The following is a 15,853-nucleotide window of genomic DNA, read 5'->3' as shown; positions in this document are numbered from 1 at the left end:
ATCTAGAGAGGTCGTTATACGCATGTATAATGGCCTCTTTGATTCATTCATACGTGCCCCTATCCAGTTCCTGACTGGACATGCGTGGGCCTCTGGCCTATAATTACACCTAGTAATGCCCGTAACTTCATAGTTTCCCAGGGGAGTCGGAATAGGCCGGCTGAGAGTGTATCCCACCAAGATACTGACCCTTAGACCTGATCTGGATCATGCCAGCGTAGGAATCGGAGTATATCGAATTGGCCCAGCCTCTTTGCTGAGTGCCACATCTCTAACGCCTGCACGCGTCCCGGATTAACGGGGCGCTTTTTTAATGTTCTTTTATATAGCCAGAGAGCTAAAAAAAGTGACGTCATCCGGATCATAGCTGGTATAAATCTGTCGATTTATGCAAGAAGCTTGGATATGAAGCCAAGGAGTACCCCGCGCCACTGGCCGGACAACATGAAGGAGAGAAATGAAGATGAGATGGCGTAAAATGATGGGCCTAATGCTCTTGTGCGTACTACTTGTGGCTGTGGCCGCATGTGGCGGCAAAGAAGCTGCACCTTCAGGAGAAAATGGCAGCAGCAACACCGAAAACAGCAATGAAGGTGACAACGCAGCCCTCAAGGACATTAAAGTGGTGCTGGACTGGACACCAAATACGAATCATACCGGCCTGTATGCGGCTGTAGATCAAGGTTTTTACAAAGCCGAAGGCTTAAATGTCGAGATTGTACAGCCAGGTGCCGGAGGCGCGGATACGATGGTAGCTTCGAACGAAGTGCCTTTTGGCGTAAGTTATCAGGAGAGTGTAACCCAGGCCCGCACACAGGGCGTACCGCTCGTGTCCATCGCTGCAGTCATTCAGCATAACACGTCCGGATTTGCCGCTCCGGTGGACCGGAACATCAAATCCCCCAAAGATTTTGAAGGTAAAACCTATGGTGGCTGGGGCTCCCCGGTGGAAGAAGCTGTGATGCAATCCATTATGGAAGGCGAAGGCGCCGATGTATCCAAAGTAAAAAATATTAGCATGGGCGATGCAGACTTCTTCACCGCTGTGAAACGCGATATCGACTTTGCCTGGATTTTCTACGCATGGACGGGCATTGAAGCCGAACTGCGCGGCGAACCGATCGACATGTTATATGTGAAAGATTATTCCGATGCACTGGACTACTACACACCTGTACTCGTTACCAATGAAAAGACGATTCAGGACGATCCCGAGTTGGTTAAAGCGTTCTTGAAAGCGACTTCCGAAGGATATCAATATGCGATTGAACATCCCGAAGACGCTGCCAACATTCTGATCAAGGCCGTACCGGATCTGGATAAGGATCTTGTACTCGCAAGCCAGAAGTGGCTGAGTCCAAAATATCAGGATGACGCACCACGCTGGGGTGAGCAAAAGCAGGAAGTATGGCAGAACTACACGGATTGGATGTTTAGCAAAAAACTGCTCGATAAGCAGGTAGATGTATCCAAAGCATATACAAACGAGTTCTTACCCCAATAAAATTATCCATATAAAACGAACTTAGTATTTACACGATGACGAAGAGGACAGAAATAACGTGAAAAAGCGAAGCGTTCGCCTTTATCACCGGATTTTCCCTTTGGAGAAGGGAATCAAAAAAATCTGGGGATAACAGCGATTGGAAGGTTATTCTGTCATCGAAGTGGCAAGTGTAACAGTCATTAGTTCATTTTATATATTTCGAAAGGAAAAGTGATCTCTCATGGCAAGCACACTACTTAGCATTCAAGTCATTCCCAAAACGCCAAATGGCGAAAATTCCTATCCTTATGTTGATCGTGCGATTGAAGTCATTCAGCAGTCTGGCTTGAAATATCAGGTTAATCCACTCGATACCACGATGGAGGGAGAACTAGAGGAACTGCTGGAGGTTGTCCGCAAAATGCACGAAGTTCTCGTGGAAGCTGGCAGCCCTAGCATCATCTCACAGATCAAAATCGCCCATAGCCCAAGTGGCTTCAGCATGGACACCCTGACGGAGAAATATCGCTAATGCATGCCTATTGGAAAAGCGTATGGCCGCCCTTTGTGGCGGTTATTCTCTTTATAGCGATATGGCAGGGAGCCGTCTCCCTGTTCCATATTGAGAAATGGATGCTGCCTGCGCCTTCGGACATCGCCCATGAAGCAGCATCCCAGGCCGAGCGACTTGGTATGCATGCATGGGCAACAATCCAGCTGACATTGATTGGGTTTGCAGCAGGTACACTTGTGGGATTACTGATTGCGATGGTGCTGCATCTGATTCCATTTTTGAAATCTGCACTCTATCCATTACTTATTCTTAGTCAAAATATACCGACCATTGCGCTTGCTCCGCTCTTGCTGATCTGGTTCGGATTTGGGCTGCTGCCCAAACTGATTACCATCATCCTGGTCTGCTTCTTCCCGGTGGCTGTAGCTGCCATGGACGGGTTGACCCGCACCGATGCGGCGATGATGAACTATATGCGCATGGCTGGTGCAAAACGCGGCCAAATTTTCTGGAAGCTCGAACTTCCACATGCATTGCCCTCGGTGTTCTCGGGGATTAAAATTGCCGCTACGTACAGCGTCATGGGTGCGATTATCGCCGAATGGATCGGTGCAGATAAGGGCATCGGCTATTATATGATGCTGCAAAAATCAGCCTATCGGACGGATCGTCTTTTCGTGGCAATCATGATTATTGTGGCATTGAGTCTGCTGCTCTTCCTGCTCATTGCGCTACTGGAGAAGCTGCTCGTACGCTGGCGTCCACAAAAGCGATAACTTTGAAATATGCACCATATAAAGGTTAGGAAGTGATGACAAGATGACACCCGAACACAACGAGCGGGTAGCTGCGCCGGATGAAGGTAAAACCACTCCAACGAGTAGCGGAAGTCCTGAGTATGGAACCGTGGCCTTACCTGCACATCATTCATCACCAGCGTTGGAAGTATTAAACGTGAATGCTTCGTTCCGAGAGCGACGCAGCACATTGCCCGTTCTGGATGGTCTGTCCCTGACCGTGGAACAAGGAGAATTCGTAGCCATCGTGGGCCCTTCCGGCTGTGGCAAAAGCACCCTGTTTCACATCATCGGCGGTCTGCTGAAACCTCAGGAGGGCCAAATCCTGATGAATGGTCAGGATGTCACCGGACAACGCGGCAAGATTAGCTATATGCCGCAGCAGCCTGCCCTCTTCCCATGGCGTACCATTGAGGACAATGTGCTGCTTGCAGGTGAAGTGTCTGCGGATGCACCACCCCGAGCAGAGGCGCTTGCAGATGCCCGGAAGTGGCTGAGCAGTGTCGGACTGGCTGGGTTCGAACAAGCCTATCCGCATATGTTATCGGGCGGCATGCAGCAGCGGGTTGCCTTTCTGCGCGCCCTGCTCAGTCCGCAGGAGCTGATGCTGCTAGACGAGCCTTTTAGTGCGCTGGATGCACTGACCCGTAGCGACATGCAGCGCTGGCTGCTCGATATCTGGGAACAGAACCGCCGCTCGGTGCTGTTCATTACGCATAATATCGAGGAAGCATTATTGCTTGCGGACCGTATCTATGTTTTATCAAATCGGCCTGCGGCTGTACTTCACGAGGTCGATGTTCCCTTTGATCGTCCACGTCGCGAAGCGATCACGGAGGAATCTGCTTTTCTTGAACGGAAACGGCAGATTTCCCAGTGGATGAGAGAAGAACAGCAGAAAACCCGCCTATCTAAATAGTGCGGGTTTTTGAGTTATTTTTTCCCTAAAATGGGTGATCCAAGACAAACTATCCTGCGTATCATTGGTAAAAGACAAAAAGGAGGGGTCAATCCATGCAATCAACCGCTTTTGCACCCTTGATCGATGCCCATCTTCACCTGGACAAATATACACCTGAAGAACAACGTGAGATGCTGCATTCCTTCCCATCCCAGCAGGTTGAGGCTGTCATCGCCGTTTCCATGAATCTGGCTTCTGCCCAGAGTAACCTAGAAGTAGCTTCCCAATACCCTCGTACCGTATATCCGGCCTTTGGGTTCCATCCCGAGCAGCCCCTGCCGTCCCTGGCAGAGCAGGATCTATTTATCAAATGGATCGAAAAGCATATGGGACAAGCCACAGCGATTGGGGAAGTTGGATTGCCTTATTACAACCGACAGGAAGCCGAACAGGCAGGACAGTACTTTGATCAGAGCGGCTATATCGATCTGTTGGAGCGATTTATCCAGCTAGCGAAACGGCACGGTAAACCGATTGTGCTGCACGCTGTATACGAGGATGCCGATATCGCCTGTGACCTGCTGGAGCAATATCAACATCGCCGGGCACATTTTCACTGGTTCAAAGGTTCCAAGGGGACCGTCCAGCGAATGGCTGACAACGGATACTTCGTCTCATTTACACCTGATATCATATACGAAGAGGAAATTCGCGAATTAGCTCGCCAGTATCCTTCCGAGCAGGTTATGGCAGAGACTGATGGACCTTGGCCTTTCGAGGGACCTTTCCAGGGAAGAATGACGCACCCTGCCATGACCAGACAGGTCATTCAAGCGTGGAGTGAAGTGACCGGTATGGGAACGGAGCGGGCTGCGCGTCTCTTTTATCAGAATACGAAACGCTTCTACGGTCTTCCTTAGGTCCGAATTGGCATCCATTCTTGTGCTGGTTCCTCAACTAAATAGATATAGTATGCAAAAAAAGAAGTCAGTCGGCATCTGCCGAACTGACTTCTTTTGAATTTACACTTAACGTTTCAAGAATCCTTTGCCTTCGAGGAATGGCTTCATCTGTAGACGTACCGGTTCTGTGAGGCGTTTCGCCATCATTTCGGACCACGATGTAGAACGTTCCCCTTGAGTGCGCTCCTTCATGTATGCAGCAGTCGTTTCGTCATAGCTCTCGACGCCTTTGAGAGTCTGCTCGGCGTTATAGCGGCCATGGTGCAGGACAGCATCCAGTGGTAGACGCGGACGAATACCCGTATCCTGATCAGCAACACCAATGCACATTCCATATACTGGATAGACGCCGTCGGGCAAACCCAATACTTCGCTCACTTCCTCAATACGGTTGCGCAGCCCGCCAATATATACAATTCCGAAACCTAGTGACTCTGCTGCAAGCGCAGCATTTTGCGATGCGAGTGCAACATCAATGGTGGCCACCATAAAGTTTTCAGTGGAGTCCTCATAGGATTCCTTTTCAGGCAAATGACGCTTGGCAGCATCACTCAGGCGATAAAGGTCAGCACACCATACGAGAAACACAGGGCATTCATTGACGTAAGACTGATTGCCTGCCAATTCAGCCAATTTGGCCTTCTGCTCCTGTTCGGTAACAGCAATTATAGTATAGGCCTGCACACTACTTGAAGAGGAAGCCATCTGCCCGGCCGCCACGATTGCTGCCAGCTGCTCCTCACTTACCGGGTCTGGCTTGAATTTCCGCACAGAGCGGTGTTTCATCATCAATTCAATGGTTTCGTTCATTGCTATTCACTCCCAATCCTCGTAGTACGAATTCAATGGTTTGCTCAGCCAGTTCATCTGTGTTCATATCCTGATAGTCAAAGCTAAACCGCGAATTCTTAGCCCGTTTGTGCGCCAAAGCCACACCCATGACCTGAAGCATCGCATAAGATACGGACTCGATCTGAAACACGCCCTGCTCCTTGCCTTCTTGCAGCAGTTCTCTCACTCTGGTCCAGACGGGGTCCAAAAAACGAAACACGGTAGCTGTGCGATGGGTACGCAGTGTAATTTCAAGCTGCACAATATCGCTCATCTCCCGGTCCGTCATCGTGAATTTTACGACTTCACCTATGATTCGTCGGATACCCTCCACGGGGGAGGACATGGACTCTTCAGCCAACTCGTTCATCATATGATCAGGAAAAAAGTGCTCAAATAATGCTTCGAACACCTTTTCTTTTCCACCAAAATGATACGAGACCAGCGATACATTCGCACCCGCCTCATCACAGATTTGACGAACACTTGTCCCGTCATACCCCTGCTGTGCAAAAAGCTTCTTGGCTGCAAGCAAAATCCTCGTTTTTATATCCAATTCCGGTTCCGTCATTCCGTCCGCTCCTCTTGTCCGTTCTATTCATTTGCTCCAGCTCACCGGGCTGCAGCGAGACTACTCTATCGTTTCATTATGAAAGTTTGTGCATCAAAGCGCAAGGTGTGCCGCCTGTGGTTCTGCAAAGCTAGCCACCTCAACCTACTATTAAACCAAGCACCCCGGTGAAAATCACCGGGGTGCTTGATCATATCCTATGAAGAACAACCATGATGACTGGAATATTAGCTGTTCATTTGAGCCGGGCTTGGTGCCCCAGCTGGCATAGGTTGTTTTTTCAACAACGTCACCACCAGGGAGAGGGCTACAGCAACCAGCAATACAATGGTAATTGAGCCAGCCGCGGATTGAACTCCAGGTCCACCCAGTTGAGCGCTCAGAACACCTTGAACGGCATATGTGGCAGGCAGATACTGACCAATACCACTGTAGAAGCTGTTCAGCAATTCACGTGGCACCATTGCACCGGAAGATACCAGTTGCAGCGACAGTGAAATGATGTTGAACAAACTTCCCGCTGGTCCAAAGCAGATCAGGAAGAACTGGGAGAAGAACATGAACGTGCAGAGGAACAACGCCTGGAACAACCAGAATGCGATAAATCCTTGCTCGATCTGTCCGCCCAGCGACACGATCAGTGATGATCCCAGCAGGGAAACCACAAGAGCAGACCCCAGATTAATGACTACTCTGGCGCCAAACAAAGTCCAGCGGGAGTGAGTAGCCGACAGCATACCCATCGCTGTCTGCAGGTTCATACCCATAATCATGGCTCCCACATAAGAAGCGAGTACCATCATCATCGGCACCATCTGATTGTTCATACCGTTAACCGGATTAATGGAAGTGGTTGTACCTTCCACTCGTGTAGTCAGGTTGGCAGCAGCTTCAGCTGCCTGATCTGCAGGCGCTCCAGAAGCCGTCAACACAGCTTGCACACCTTGAGCGGTTGCTTGCTTGTTAATCGTGTTCGTCACGCTCTGCGATACACCTTGCATCATGCTTTTGATCGTAACCGGGTTCGCCTCGTTAATGGTGTACTTGATTTCGGCAGTGGAACCGGCTGTCTGAATCAGCTCGTTAAACCCTGCAGGAATATTCAGCACCATATGAATCTTGCGATGATTTAACTGGTCAAGTGCTTCGGCAGCACTCAGATTCGTTACGGTATGAAAAGGAAGCGTCTCAGCCATACGATCTGCGATCCCCTTGGACTGCTCTCCATCCTCATTGACAACGGCAACCGTCAATTCATTCATCCGGTCATTCACTCCGGAATATGCTGTCATCCAGATCACGCTGAAGATCACTTGGAACATAAGTGCCGTCACGATCCCCACAATTACTGGCGGTTTTTTCAACAATATACGTAAAGCCTGCAACATAAATGATGTCCTCCATTACTCATTAGTTCGAATTTGATGTAAACGATTGTTTGAATCAAACGATCGTTTTAAATTTTAAGTCTATATGTCTATATTGTCAATCTATTTCTGAAAGGTTCAGAAAGATTAAGATGTGTTTCGCAAACAATGAATTCCATTTCATAAGAGGACATCACTTCACATACTCACCTTCTAATAACAAGGAAAGGACCATTCCCTTAGCATATTTCAAACACCTTTCCTCAACAAAAAAAGCACGGTCCGCCACAGCGGACCGCACCCTATGCTTACTTTTGAGCATAATAGAAAGTTGAATCACGTCCCTCAATGGACATCAGTCATTGCTTTTCAGTTTCATCCGTTGCAGACGCAGCGAATTCAATACAACCGACACAGAGCTGAACGCCATGGCCGCACCTGCCAACCAAGGAGCTAGGAAGCCCACTGCTGCAATTGGAATCCCAATCACGTTATAGCCAAGTGCCCAGAACAGGTTCTGCTTGATATTGCCCATCGTGCGCCGGCTCATCTCGATTGCATCTGCAATACTGTTCAGATCGCCGCGCATTAGCGTAATATCCGCTGCTTCCATCGCTACATCGGTTCCGGTTCCGATGGCCATACCAATATCGGCTGTAGCAAGGGCCGGAGCATCGTTGATACCATCTCCAACCATCGCTACCTTGAGGCCACTCTCCTGAAGTTTTTTCACTTCTGCCGCTTTACCCTCTGGCAGTACCTCAGCCAGAACTTTATTAATTCCGGCTTGCTCCGCTACAGCGCGTGCTGTCCGCTCATTGTCTCCCGTAATCATGATGACATCAATTCCCATAGCATGAAGCCGCTGAATGGCTTCCCGTGAAGTTTCCTTGATGGTATCCGCCACCGCAACAACCCCAGCCCATTGACCGTCCACGGCGACCAGCATCGCTGTGCGTCCTTGTTCCTCAAGGTTATTCATCTGTTGCATCGTTTCCTCGGAGACATTCACCTTCGCATCCGTAAGCAGTCGGCGTGTCCCGACCAGGATTTCTTGTCCCTGAACCCGAGCTCGCACACCATATCCCGGTATGTTCTCGAATTGCTCTGACTGGACCAGTTCCAGACCTTTACCTCGGATTCCTTCTACAATCGCCTCAGCCAATGGATGCTCCGAACTCTGCTCTGCTGCTCCCACCCGTTGCAGCAGGTCTGCTTCCGTCCATTCTGGAGCCGTCACCACATCCGTAAGCACGGGCTTGCCTTGGGTAACTGTACCTGTTTTGTCCAGTACAACGGTTTGGATCTGCTGTGCCGATTCCAGATGTTCGCCGCCTTTGAACAACACACCATATTCCGCCGCACGCCCTGATCCAGCCATAATGGACGTTGGAGTTGCGAGTCCAAGCGCACAAGGACAGGCTATGACAAGTACAGCAATCGCCTTCTCCAGCGAACCGGCAAAGTCACCGGGACTGGCGAAAAAATACCAGATCAGGAACGTGACTGCCGCGATGCCTACAACAATCGGAACAAAGATACCTGAGATCACATCGGCAATCCGCTGAATAGGGGCCTTGGAACCCTGCGCTTGTTCAACCACTTTAATAATTTGGGATAACGCCGTGTCCGAGCCCACGCGGGTCGCACGCAGTCTTAATACTCCATTTTTGTTCAGCGTAGCGCCTGTAACGGCGTCCCCTGGTTTTTTATCCACGGGCAGGCTCTCTCCGCTTAACATGGATTCGTCGACAGAAGACTGCCCCTCCTCCACGACGCCATCCACAGGAATGCTGTCTCCGGGTTTTACCAGAACGAGATCACCTACCGCGACATACGCAGACGGTACAATAACCTCCTGTCCATCACGAATCACTCTGGCTTCACGCGGAGCCAGTTCGATGAGGCTCTTGATTGCCTGAGAGGAACGTCCCTTGGCTACGGCCTCAAACCATTTTCCCAATAGGATCAACGTAATCAGAATGGCACTCGTCTCATAATAAAGCTCCACGGTTGGCATGGCTGCTGTAGCCATTCCCGTCCCACCATGATCCATCATGGTCAAAGCTGCATTGCCACTGGTCAGGGTCAGATACAGACTGTAGAAGAAAGCCGCACTTGTACCCAAAGCAACCAGTACATCCATATTGGCACTGCCATTACGGAGCGCTTTATAGGCTCCCACATAGAATTGCCATCCAATCACAAACTGTACTGGCGTTGCCAACACCAGTTGGAACCATGGGTTCATGAACAGATCCGGTACCCAGATCCACGAGGTAAATGAAAAGTGACCCACCATGGCCCAAAGCAGTGGCAAAGATAACAGGGCGGAGATCATCCATTTCCACTTTTTACGCTGTAATTCACGCTCACGCACTGATTGGGTATCTTCCTGTGTCTTCTGCAACTCTGCTCCATAACCGAGCTGTTTGATCTTCGCCGTAATATCGGTTGCCTTCAGTACTCCTGCTGCAAATTCCACATGTCCCGTTTCCAGCGCCAGGTTCACGTTTGCACGGGATACACCCGGCAACCGGGAAAGACCTTTTTCGATTCGAGTAGAACAAGCAGCACAGGTCATGCCTGTAATGTCCAGATCCACGGATTCCGTTACTGTACCATAGCCAAGCGCCTCCACCTTATCCCGCAAAGCATTGATGTTCGTTGTTTTCGGATCATAGGATACCGTTGCTTGTTCTATAGCGAGGTTAACATTCGCCTGATTGACCCCTTCCATTCGGGACAAACCCTTCTCAATCCGGGTAGAGCAGGCAGCACAGGTCATGCCTGTAATTTGCAGTGTTGTCTGCAATCCCGCCGCTTCCTGTGAAGGTACGGGTTCTGATACTGTTGCGTTTTCCGTTGTTGATGACTTATCCATGTTGTTAGCTCCTTTCTCTATGAAATATTCCTACACACCCAATACCCCCAAGGGGTATATAAAAGACAGAAAATCAGGCTTAAACAATGAACTCATTTAATGGAAAAGACCTGTTGAATTCCTTTCCATGCAAAGGGAAGTTCAGTTTAAGCCTGCGATGATTAGACAACGTCATACCCTTGATCTTCGATGGCTGCCTTGATCTGATCCACATTGACTTTTTGCTCGTCATATTCAACTGCGACAGTTCCTGCTGCCAGATCAACCTGACCATTCGCTCCCGCATTCTTCACAGCTTCTTCAACCGATTTCACACAGTGATTGCAAGACATTCCTGTAACGTTCAACGTAATATTAGACATGGGTAGTTCCTCCTTAGATATATAAATGATGAGTTCATTCAAAAATAATTACTTCATTAACTTTCTTACCGTTACCAACAATTCATCCACAACCTCATGCTCTCCGGCCTGAATGCGCTCAACGATGCAGCTCTTCATGTGGCCTTCCAGCAATAGCTTGCCTACTGAATTAAGAGCGGACTGAGCAGCCGCGATCTGTGTCAGCACATCATCACAATAGGTATCCTTCTCGATCAATCCCTTGATCCCGCGAATCTGTCCTTCAACACGGTTCAAGCGGGAAATCAGGTTGCCCTTCATCTCTTGGGAGTGATGGCTCTTGCGCACATGCTTTCCATCACTGCCTGACGTATGACATGAATTGGCTTGCTGATCATCTGTCTGTGAGACTTCGTTCACCTCTGTTACGGATGACTCCAAAGGTTCCTTGGGATGGCTCTGATGTTCCATCGCGAACACCCCTTTTCTTTCGTTCTGTAATAAGAGTAACATACCCCACGGGGGTATGCAAGACTATTTCTTTTATTTTACTCCAAATGGATGTATTCCATGCTTCCTACGACTGCACTAACGCGCCAGACATCTCATTATTCTTCGTACAGCACATTATAGTTATAGTATGTATTCCATTCTGCTGCTGCGTACAGCCAGACCCATCTGCTCATAGAAAGCTTGAGCACCAGTGTTAAATGTAGACACGGTCAGTTCAACACTGTCGACCTGCATTTCTTTGCCAAGTTCGATTAACTCCTGCATCAACAGTTTGCCTGTCCCATGTCCACGATGTTTGCTACCAACGATGATCTCATGGATATATAACATCTTTCGATCCTTTAACAAATCCACATTCTGAATAACATTCAACTGTGCGCTCGCAAATCCAACAATCTCACCCTGTTCCAGCAATTCCGCAACATAGAGATAACGATGATCCGTTTCCAGTAGTTCTTCATATTCCTTATGACTCATTCTCGTCTGCAGCTCTCTGTATACGTCTGGCCTGTCCTCCACATGCAAGTGATGAAGTTCATCCATTAAGACAGATACTCCCGTGTAATCTCCGATGACAGCCCTTCTAATGTTAATCTCACTCATCTTCACATTCTCCTCTCACAAACGTTTCCCATGATTATACAATAAGACATCAGGAAGATGATGCTCCGAAACGTGCTTAACCATTCTGATATAAAAAAGCAGATACCTTCTACGGTACCCGCTTCTTTTTAAGCTATATTTGGTTCCTCTTATTCTTTGGATGATTTACCTTCATCAAATGCTACAGGTGACGGTTTGGCAGACCATTCGTCCGCTTGCGGCTCAATATCCACACCGCTCAAAATTTTCTTTTTCTCCATCAAGGAATCCCCGTCTTCATCTAGTTTGTTGCGAATTGCCGCCTCATCCTGAGGTTGATTGTTCTGTGTCATGCTGGAGTCCTCCTCTTCGTAATCATGGTGATGTTCCTATATATAACTTACCCATTTTTTGCATTGTCATTCGGAATGTATACAAGGTTCAACAACCACGTGAAGAAAGTTCTCCGCATAACTTTATATTTTCGCGACTTTACTGCCTTTCACTTTAACATTCACAAGCAGGATGCTGGCAATAATCATAACCAGACCTGCGATCAGATTGACCGTAACCGACTCTCCGAGGAACAGCACACTGCATAACAGGGCGATCAGCGGAATCAGGAACGTAAACGATCCTACTTTGCTGGCTTCGCCGGAGCTAACCAGTTTGAAGAACGCGAGCCAGCCCATTGCAATGACAAACACCGAAATAAATAGCGTATCCAGTATAAAAGGAAGCACCCATTGCACATCAGCCCAGCTCTCTGTGACCGTACCCGTCAATGTCAGAACAACTCCGCCGATCAGAATCGGAATGGCTGTCATCCAGATTCCATCGACCTTCATTGAATTTCGCTTCATATATACGGTCCCGATCGCCCAGCTAATTGCACTGAACAGCCCAAGCATAACCCCTTCAGGGGATACTTTGCCTGTCATGCCGCCAATACTGATCGTAGCCACCCCTGCAAAACCGATCACCAATCCGGCAATCTTCAGTCCATACATGGACTCACCCAGCCACAACCATGCCCCGATTCCGAGCAGCACAGGCTGTAGGAACACTATGGATGAAAATAATCCTGCTGGCACTTCCGTCAGCCCCACGGTCTGAAAACCGTAGAAGAAGATGATGTTAAGCACCGCAGATATGGCATAAATATGCCAGGTTTGCTTCAACCGCAGCGTTTTGTAGCGGGGAAAAGCATACAGCCCCAGCACCAGACCCCCAATTAACAGGCGCATGCCTGCGAATATGAGCGGCGGTGTAAAATTTAATGCGTATTTGGTCAGGGGCCAGTTTACTCCCCACATGAGTACCAGAAAAGCCAGGACCCAGCCTGCTTTTGCACGTGATAAAGCCATATGTTTATTCTCCTATCCGGCACCATCTACAGGGGCAGTTTAATCAATCGTACACATTATCCTGCGCTCTTTCTGTGCCTGCAAACCATTTGGAATCCGATCCAGATCCGTTTTACATTCGTTCTTTGATCGTTCCGTGTCTTCATGATACAATAATGATCGAAATAATTGAAATGCATGTTAATCATAAGGAGCATACCATATTTGTTATGAACAACTCACAGTTGCAGTTATTTGTGAAAATTGCAGAGACGGGAAGTTTCACCCGTGCAGGCCAGGAACTGAATATGACACAGCCCGCAGTCAGTCGGGCCATCTCTTCGCTAGAGAATGAACTGGATGTCACTCTAATCATACGGGATCGTAGGAACGGCATCGTGCTTACGGATGTGGGACAGCGAATTCTGGTTATTTTCCGCCGCATTTTACAGCAATTTGATAAGGTACAGCAGGTCGTTGCCGCCGAAAAAGGGTTGGAGATTGGTACGATTCGTATTGGCTCTTTCCCAATGTCATCCGCCCATCTGCTGCCAAAAATCATCCGCTCGATTCGGGACCGCTATTCTCAGATTCAGTTTGAGCTGCACGAGGGGAACATCCTTGAAATTCAGGAGTGGCTAAGCTCACGCGCCATTGATGTAGCTCTCATTATTGCCACAGATAAAGAACCAGTAGATGTGTCTTATGAGACGCTTCCACTCTATAGCGAGGAGATGCTCGCGGTGTTTCGGGACGATGAACCTTTTGCGAATCAGGAAATTCTGCCGGTACAAATGCTGGACAAACACCCCATGATTATTTGCAAAGGCGGCTATGAGGTACCGATTGTTGATCTGTTCAATCGAGCAGATGCAGAATTACATTTCGGATTTGTCGTGTATAACGTAAACACTTGCCTTAGCATGATCGAGCAGGGACTCGGGACCGCCATGCTGCCTGCGATCTCACTATCCTGGCTGCCTCCGGGTGTCAAAGCACTCCCCACAGAGCCGAAAGCCTACCGCAATATTGAGATTGCCGTTCCTTCACTTGTTGATGCTTCTCCCGCATCCCGGTTATTTATTGAGACGGCACAGCAATTGTTCGGACAACGCTAACGAATCGATTGCACCTTCCAATCTAGCAACAGTCGCTTCTATCTCAAACTCAAAAGGGCATCCCAAAGTCATGAATATGACCTTATGGGACGCCCTTTTATATTGTCCACCTCAGATGAACATCATTTACGCGTTTAGCTTTTTACCAGCAATAGTACTACAAAATACCCTGATGATCTCAGCTTTTACGCCTGATCCTGACGAGCCAGTGCAGCCAGTGCACGCAGTGCCGCTTCGATCTCCCGCTCAACTGCATCAGCTACCGCATTTGTATGCGGATCATACTCGGCTGCCAGGTCGCTGTCTGCGAAACCGTCGATAGCGACAATAGCTCCGGCACGAGCGCCGCGTAGTGTGCTGACGATGTAAAGTGCGGCAATTTCCATCTCAGCGGCAAGAGCACCCGCCTGCTTGTACTTGCGATGAGGAATCTCTTCAACGCCTGTGAAGAATGCATCCAGCGTAACGGTAATGCCCACGCCAACTTTACCCGCACTTGAAGCTTTCGCTGCACTTGCATGCTCACGAGTTGCCTCGATTAACGCTTGTGTAACACCAAGGTCCGCTACCGCAGGGAAACCATCTGGTACCAGCTGACGTGTCAGCCCGTCCGTACGCACAGCGGCCGTGCTGACGATTACGCTGCCCGCTGGATAATCCGTTGTGTACGAGCCCGCTGTACCTACACGAATCAGGGTCGTTACCCCTGCCCGGATCAGTTCTTCGAAGCAGACAGCTGCTCCTGGTGAACCTACGCCATGGCTGACCACGGCCATTTGTACACCTTCATACAATCCTACAAACGTGCGATACTCCCGGCTGAACGCCAGTTCTCTCGCCTGCTCCAGCTTGCGGGAAATTTTCTCCGCACGTGCCGGATCACCACAGACAATGGCATATGCAGGCATATCTTCGGAATGAATTTGCAAAATAGGCATCAACATCTTAATCAAACTCCTTCTTCGTCCATTCGTCTTCCGGAATCGGAATATCTTCACCAGAGAAGCGCTGCTCCTTGAACGGATCGGCAAAATGATGGAAACCATTGACTTCCCAGAAGCCATTGCGATCTTCTTTCATGAATTCCAGACCCCGTATCCACTTCGCACTCTTCCAGAAGTAGAGTTGTGGAACAACCAAGCGCAGCGGATAACCGTGCTTTGGTGTGAGCGGCTCACCGTTAAATTTAAAAGCAAGCAATACATCATCATGCATCAGTTCTTCGAGCGGAACATTCGTTTCATAATCATGATCCGCGTGGATCATAACATATTTTGCTTCCGGTTTGACGCCAAGTAGCTTGATGAAATCCGAGAACCGTATGCCTTCCCATGGTGTATCAAACTTCGACCAGCGGGTAACACAATGAATATCGCTCACCGTGTTCACTTGAGGCAGCGCCTGAAGCTCGGCGAAGGAGAATACCTTCTCTTCTTCAACTTCACCGAATACCTTCAAATCCCAGGTGGAAAGGTCGTATTCCGGCACTTCACCTTCATGCAGAATCGGGAATTTCTCGGTCAGTACCTGCCCCGGTGGCAGTCGGTCTCCGTGCTCAGCACCCGCTTTGGGTGCCGGGCTTTTCGTTTTTTTCAGACGTTCAGCCTTATTATGCAAGCGTGATTCCTCCTTCTTTATAT

General features: G+C 48.9%; 17 protein-coding genes and 1 riboswitch. Of the genes, 6 read left to right on the top strand and 11 right to left on the bottom strand.

Going from position 1 to position 15,853, the window contains the following annotated elements; genetic code table 11:
• Positions 1 to 129 precede the first annotated feature (129 nt).
• A riboswitch (TPP riboswitch) is annotated at positions 130 to 242 on the top strand.
• A gap of 221 nt (positions 243 to 463) precedes the next feature.
• The 5 genes from BLV50_RS22735 (at position 464) to BLV50_RS22715 (ending at position 4,618) form a co-directional block, all read left to right on the top strand.
• Positions 464 to 1,504: an ABC transporter substrate-binding protein gene (locus BLV50_RS22735; protein ID WP_090810163.1), complete on the top strand. Its 1,041-nt coding sequence runs from the start codon at positions 464 to 466 to the stop codon at positions 1,502 to 1,504.
• A 223-nt stretch (positions 1,505 to 1,727) separates the two neighbouring features.
• A complete protein-coding gene (locus BLV50_RS22730; protein WP_024632265.1) occupies positions 1,728 to 2,018 on the top strand; it encodes a thiamine-binding protein in 291 nt (96 codons plus the stop codon).
• On the top strand, positions 2,018 to 2,776 hold the full coding sequence (locus BLV50_RS22725) for an ABC transporter permease (protein ID WP_063566244.1): 759 nt from the start codon (positions 2,018 to 2,020) through the stop codon (positions 2,774 to 2,776). The genes BLV50_RS22730 and BLV50_RS22725 overlap by 1 nt, the downstream gene beginning before the upstream one ends.
• Before the next feature lie 43 nt (positions 2,777 to 2,819).
• A complete protein-coding gene (locus BLV50_RS22720) occupies positions 2,820 to 3,716 on the top strand; it encodes an ABC transporter ATP-binding protein (protein WP_244552202.1) in 897 nt (298 codons plus the stop codon).
• Positions 3,717 to 3,811: 95 nt separating this feature from the next.
• On the top strand, positions 3,812 to 4,618 hold the full coding sequence (locus BLV50_RS22715; RefSeq protein WP_090810161.1) for a TatD family hydrolase: 807 nt from the start codon (positions 3,812 to 3,814) through the stop codon (positions 4,616 to 4,618).
• Between the two features lie 108 nt (positions 4,619 to 4,726).
• Here BLV50_RS22715 and nfsA read toward each other — a convergent pair whose 3' ends face one another.
• The 9 genes from nfsA to BLV50_RS22670 all read right to left on the bottom strand — a co-directional run bounded on the left by nfsA (position 4,727) and on the right by BLV50_RS22670 (position 13,116).
• Complete coding sequence (nfsA, locus tag BLV50_RS22710) at positions 4,727 to 5,470, bottom strand: oxygen-insensitive NADPH nitroreductase (protein ID WP_090810159.1); 744 nt, start codon at positions 5,468 to 5,470, stop codon at positions 4,727 to 4,729.
• Positions 5,454 to 6,062 carry a TetR family transcriptional regulator gene (locus tag BLV50_RS22705; RefSeq protein WP_063566247.1) on the bottom strand — a complete coding sequence of 203 codons (609 nt, stop codon included), beginning with the start codon at positions 6,060 to 6,062 and terminating at the stop codon, positions 5,454 to 5,456. Before BLV50_RS22705 ends, nfsA begins: the two co-directional genes overlap by 17 nt.
• A gap of 227 nt (positions 6,063 to 6,289) precedes the next feature.
• Positions 6,290 to 7,450: a YhgE/Pip domain-containing protein gene (locus BLV50_RS22700; RefSeq protein ID WP_072734951.1), complete on the bottom strand. Its 1,161-nt coding sequence runs from the start codon at positions 7,448 to 7,450 to the stop codon at positions 6,290 to 6,292.
• Between the two features lie 334 nt (positions 7,451 to 7,784).
• Positions 7,785 to 10,217, bottom strand: coding sequence for a heavy metal translocating P-type ATPase (locus tag BLV50_RS22695; protein ID WP_371129278.1), 2,433 nt, complete (start codon positions 10,215 to 10,217; stop codon positions 7,785 to 7,787).
• 257 nt (positions 10,218 to 10,474) lie between these two features.
• Positions 10,475 to 10,675 (bottom strand): copper ion binding protein, encoded by a 201-nt coding sequence (locus BLV50_RS22690; protein WP_053779829.1) that lies wholly within the window; start codon positions 10,673 to 10,675, stop codon positions 10,475 to 10,477.
• Between the two features lie 48 nt (positions 10,676 to 10,723).
• Positions 10,724 to 11,125 (bottom strand): metal-sensitive transcriptional regulator, encoded by a 402-nt coding sequence (locus tag BLV50_RS22685; protein WP_082935409.1) that lies wholly within the window; start codon positions 11,123 to 11,125, stop codon positions 10,724 to 10,726.
• Positions 11,126 to 11,287: 162 nt separating this feature from the next.
• Complete coding sequence (locus BLV50_RS22680) at positions 11,288 to 11,770, bottom strand: GNAT family N-acetyltransferase (RefSeq protein ID WP_090810155.1); 483 nt, start codon at positions 11,768 to 11,770, stop codon at positions 11,288 to 11,290.
• A gap of 149 nt (positions 11,771 to 11,919) precedes the next feature.
• Complete coding sequence (locus tag BLV50_RS22675) at positions 11,920 to 12,102, bottom strand: hypothetical protein (RefSeq protein ID WP_063566250.1); 183 nt, start codon at positions 12,100 to 12,102, stop codon at positions 11,920 to 11,922.
• Positions 12,103 to 12,225: 123 nt separating this feature from the next.
• Entirely contained in the window at positions 12,226 to 13,116 is an 891-nt protein-coding gene (locus BLV50_RS22670) for a DMT family transporter (RefSeq protein ID WP_063566251.1), read from the bottom strand.
• Between the two features lie 209 nt (positions 13,117 to 13,325).
• Here BLV50_RS22670 and BLV50_RS22665 point away from each other — a divergent pair, with 209 nt between their 5' ends.
• Positions 13,326 to 14,213, top strand: a complete 888-nt coding sequence (locus tag BLV50_RS22665) for a LysR family transcriptional regulator (RefSeq protein WP_090810153.1) — start codon at positions 13,326 to 13,328, stop codon at positions 14,211 to 14,213.
• Between the two features lie 185 nt (positions 14,214 to 14,398).
• Here the strand turns inward: BLV50_RS22665 and BLV50_RS22660 are convergent, their stop codons facing one another.
• Positions 14,399 to 15,157 carry a nucleoside phosphorylase gene (locus tag BLV50_RS22660; protein ID WP_079695858.1) on the bottom strand — a complete coding sequence of 253 codons (759 nt, stop codon included), beginning with the start codon at positions 15,155 to 15,157 and terminating at the stop codon, positions 14,399 to 14,401.
• A gap of 1 nt (position 15,158) precedes the next feature.
• Positions 15,159 to 15,830, bottom strand: coding sequence for a sulfite oxidase-like oxidoreductase (locus tag BLV50_RS22655; protein ID WP_090810151.1), 672 nt, complete (start codon positions 15,828 to 15,830; stop codon positions 15,159 to 15,161).
• Positions 15,831 to 15,853: the final 23 nt, after the last annotated feature.

It is taken from the genome of Paenibacillus sp. 276b, from assembly GCF_900107875.1.
In the GTDB taxonomy this organism is placed as follows: Bacteria; Bacillota; Bacilli; order Paenibacillales; family Paenibacillaceae; genus Paenibacillus; species Paenibacillus marchantiae.
Note: the sequence above shows the minus strand (reverse complement) of the source record. Positions and strands in the feature narration are given on the sequence as shown.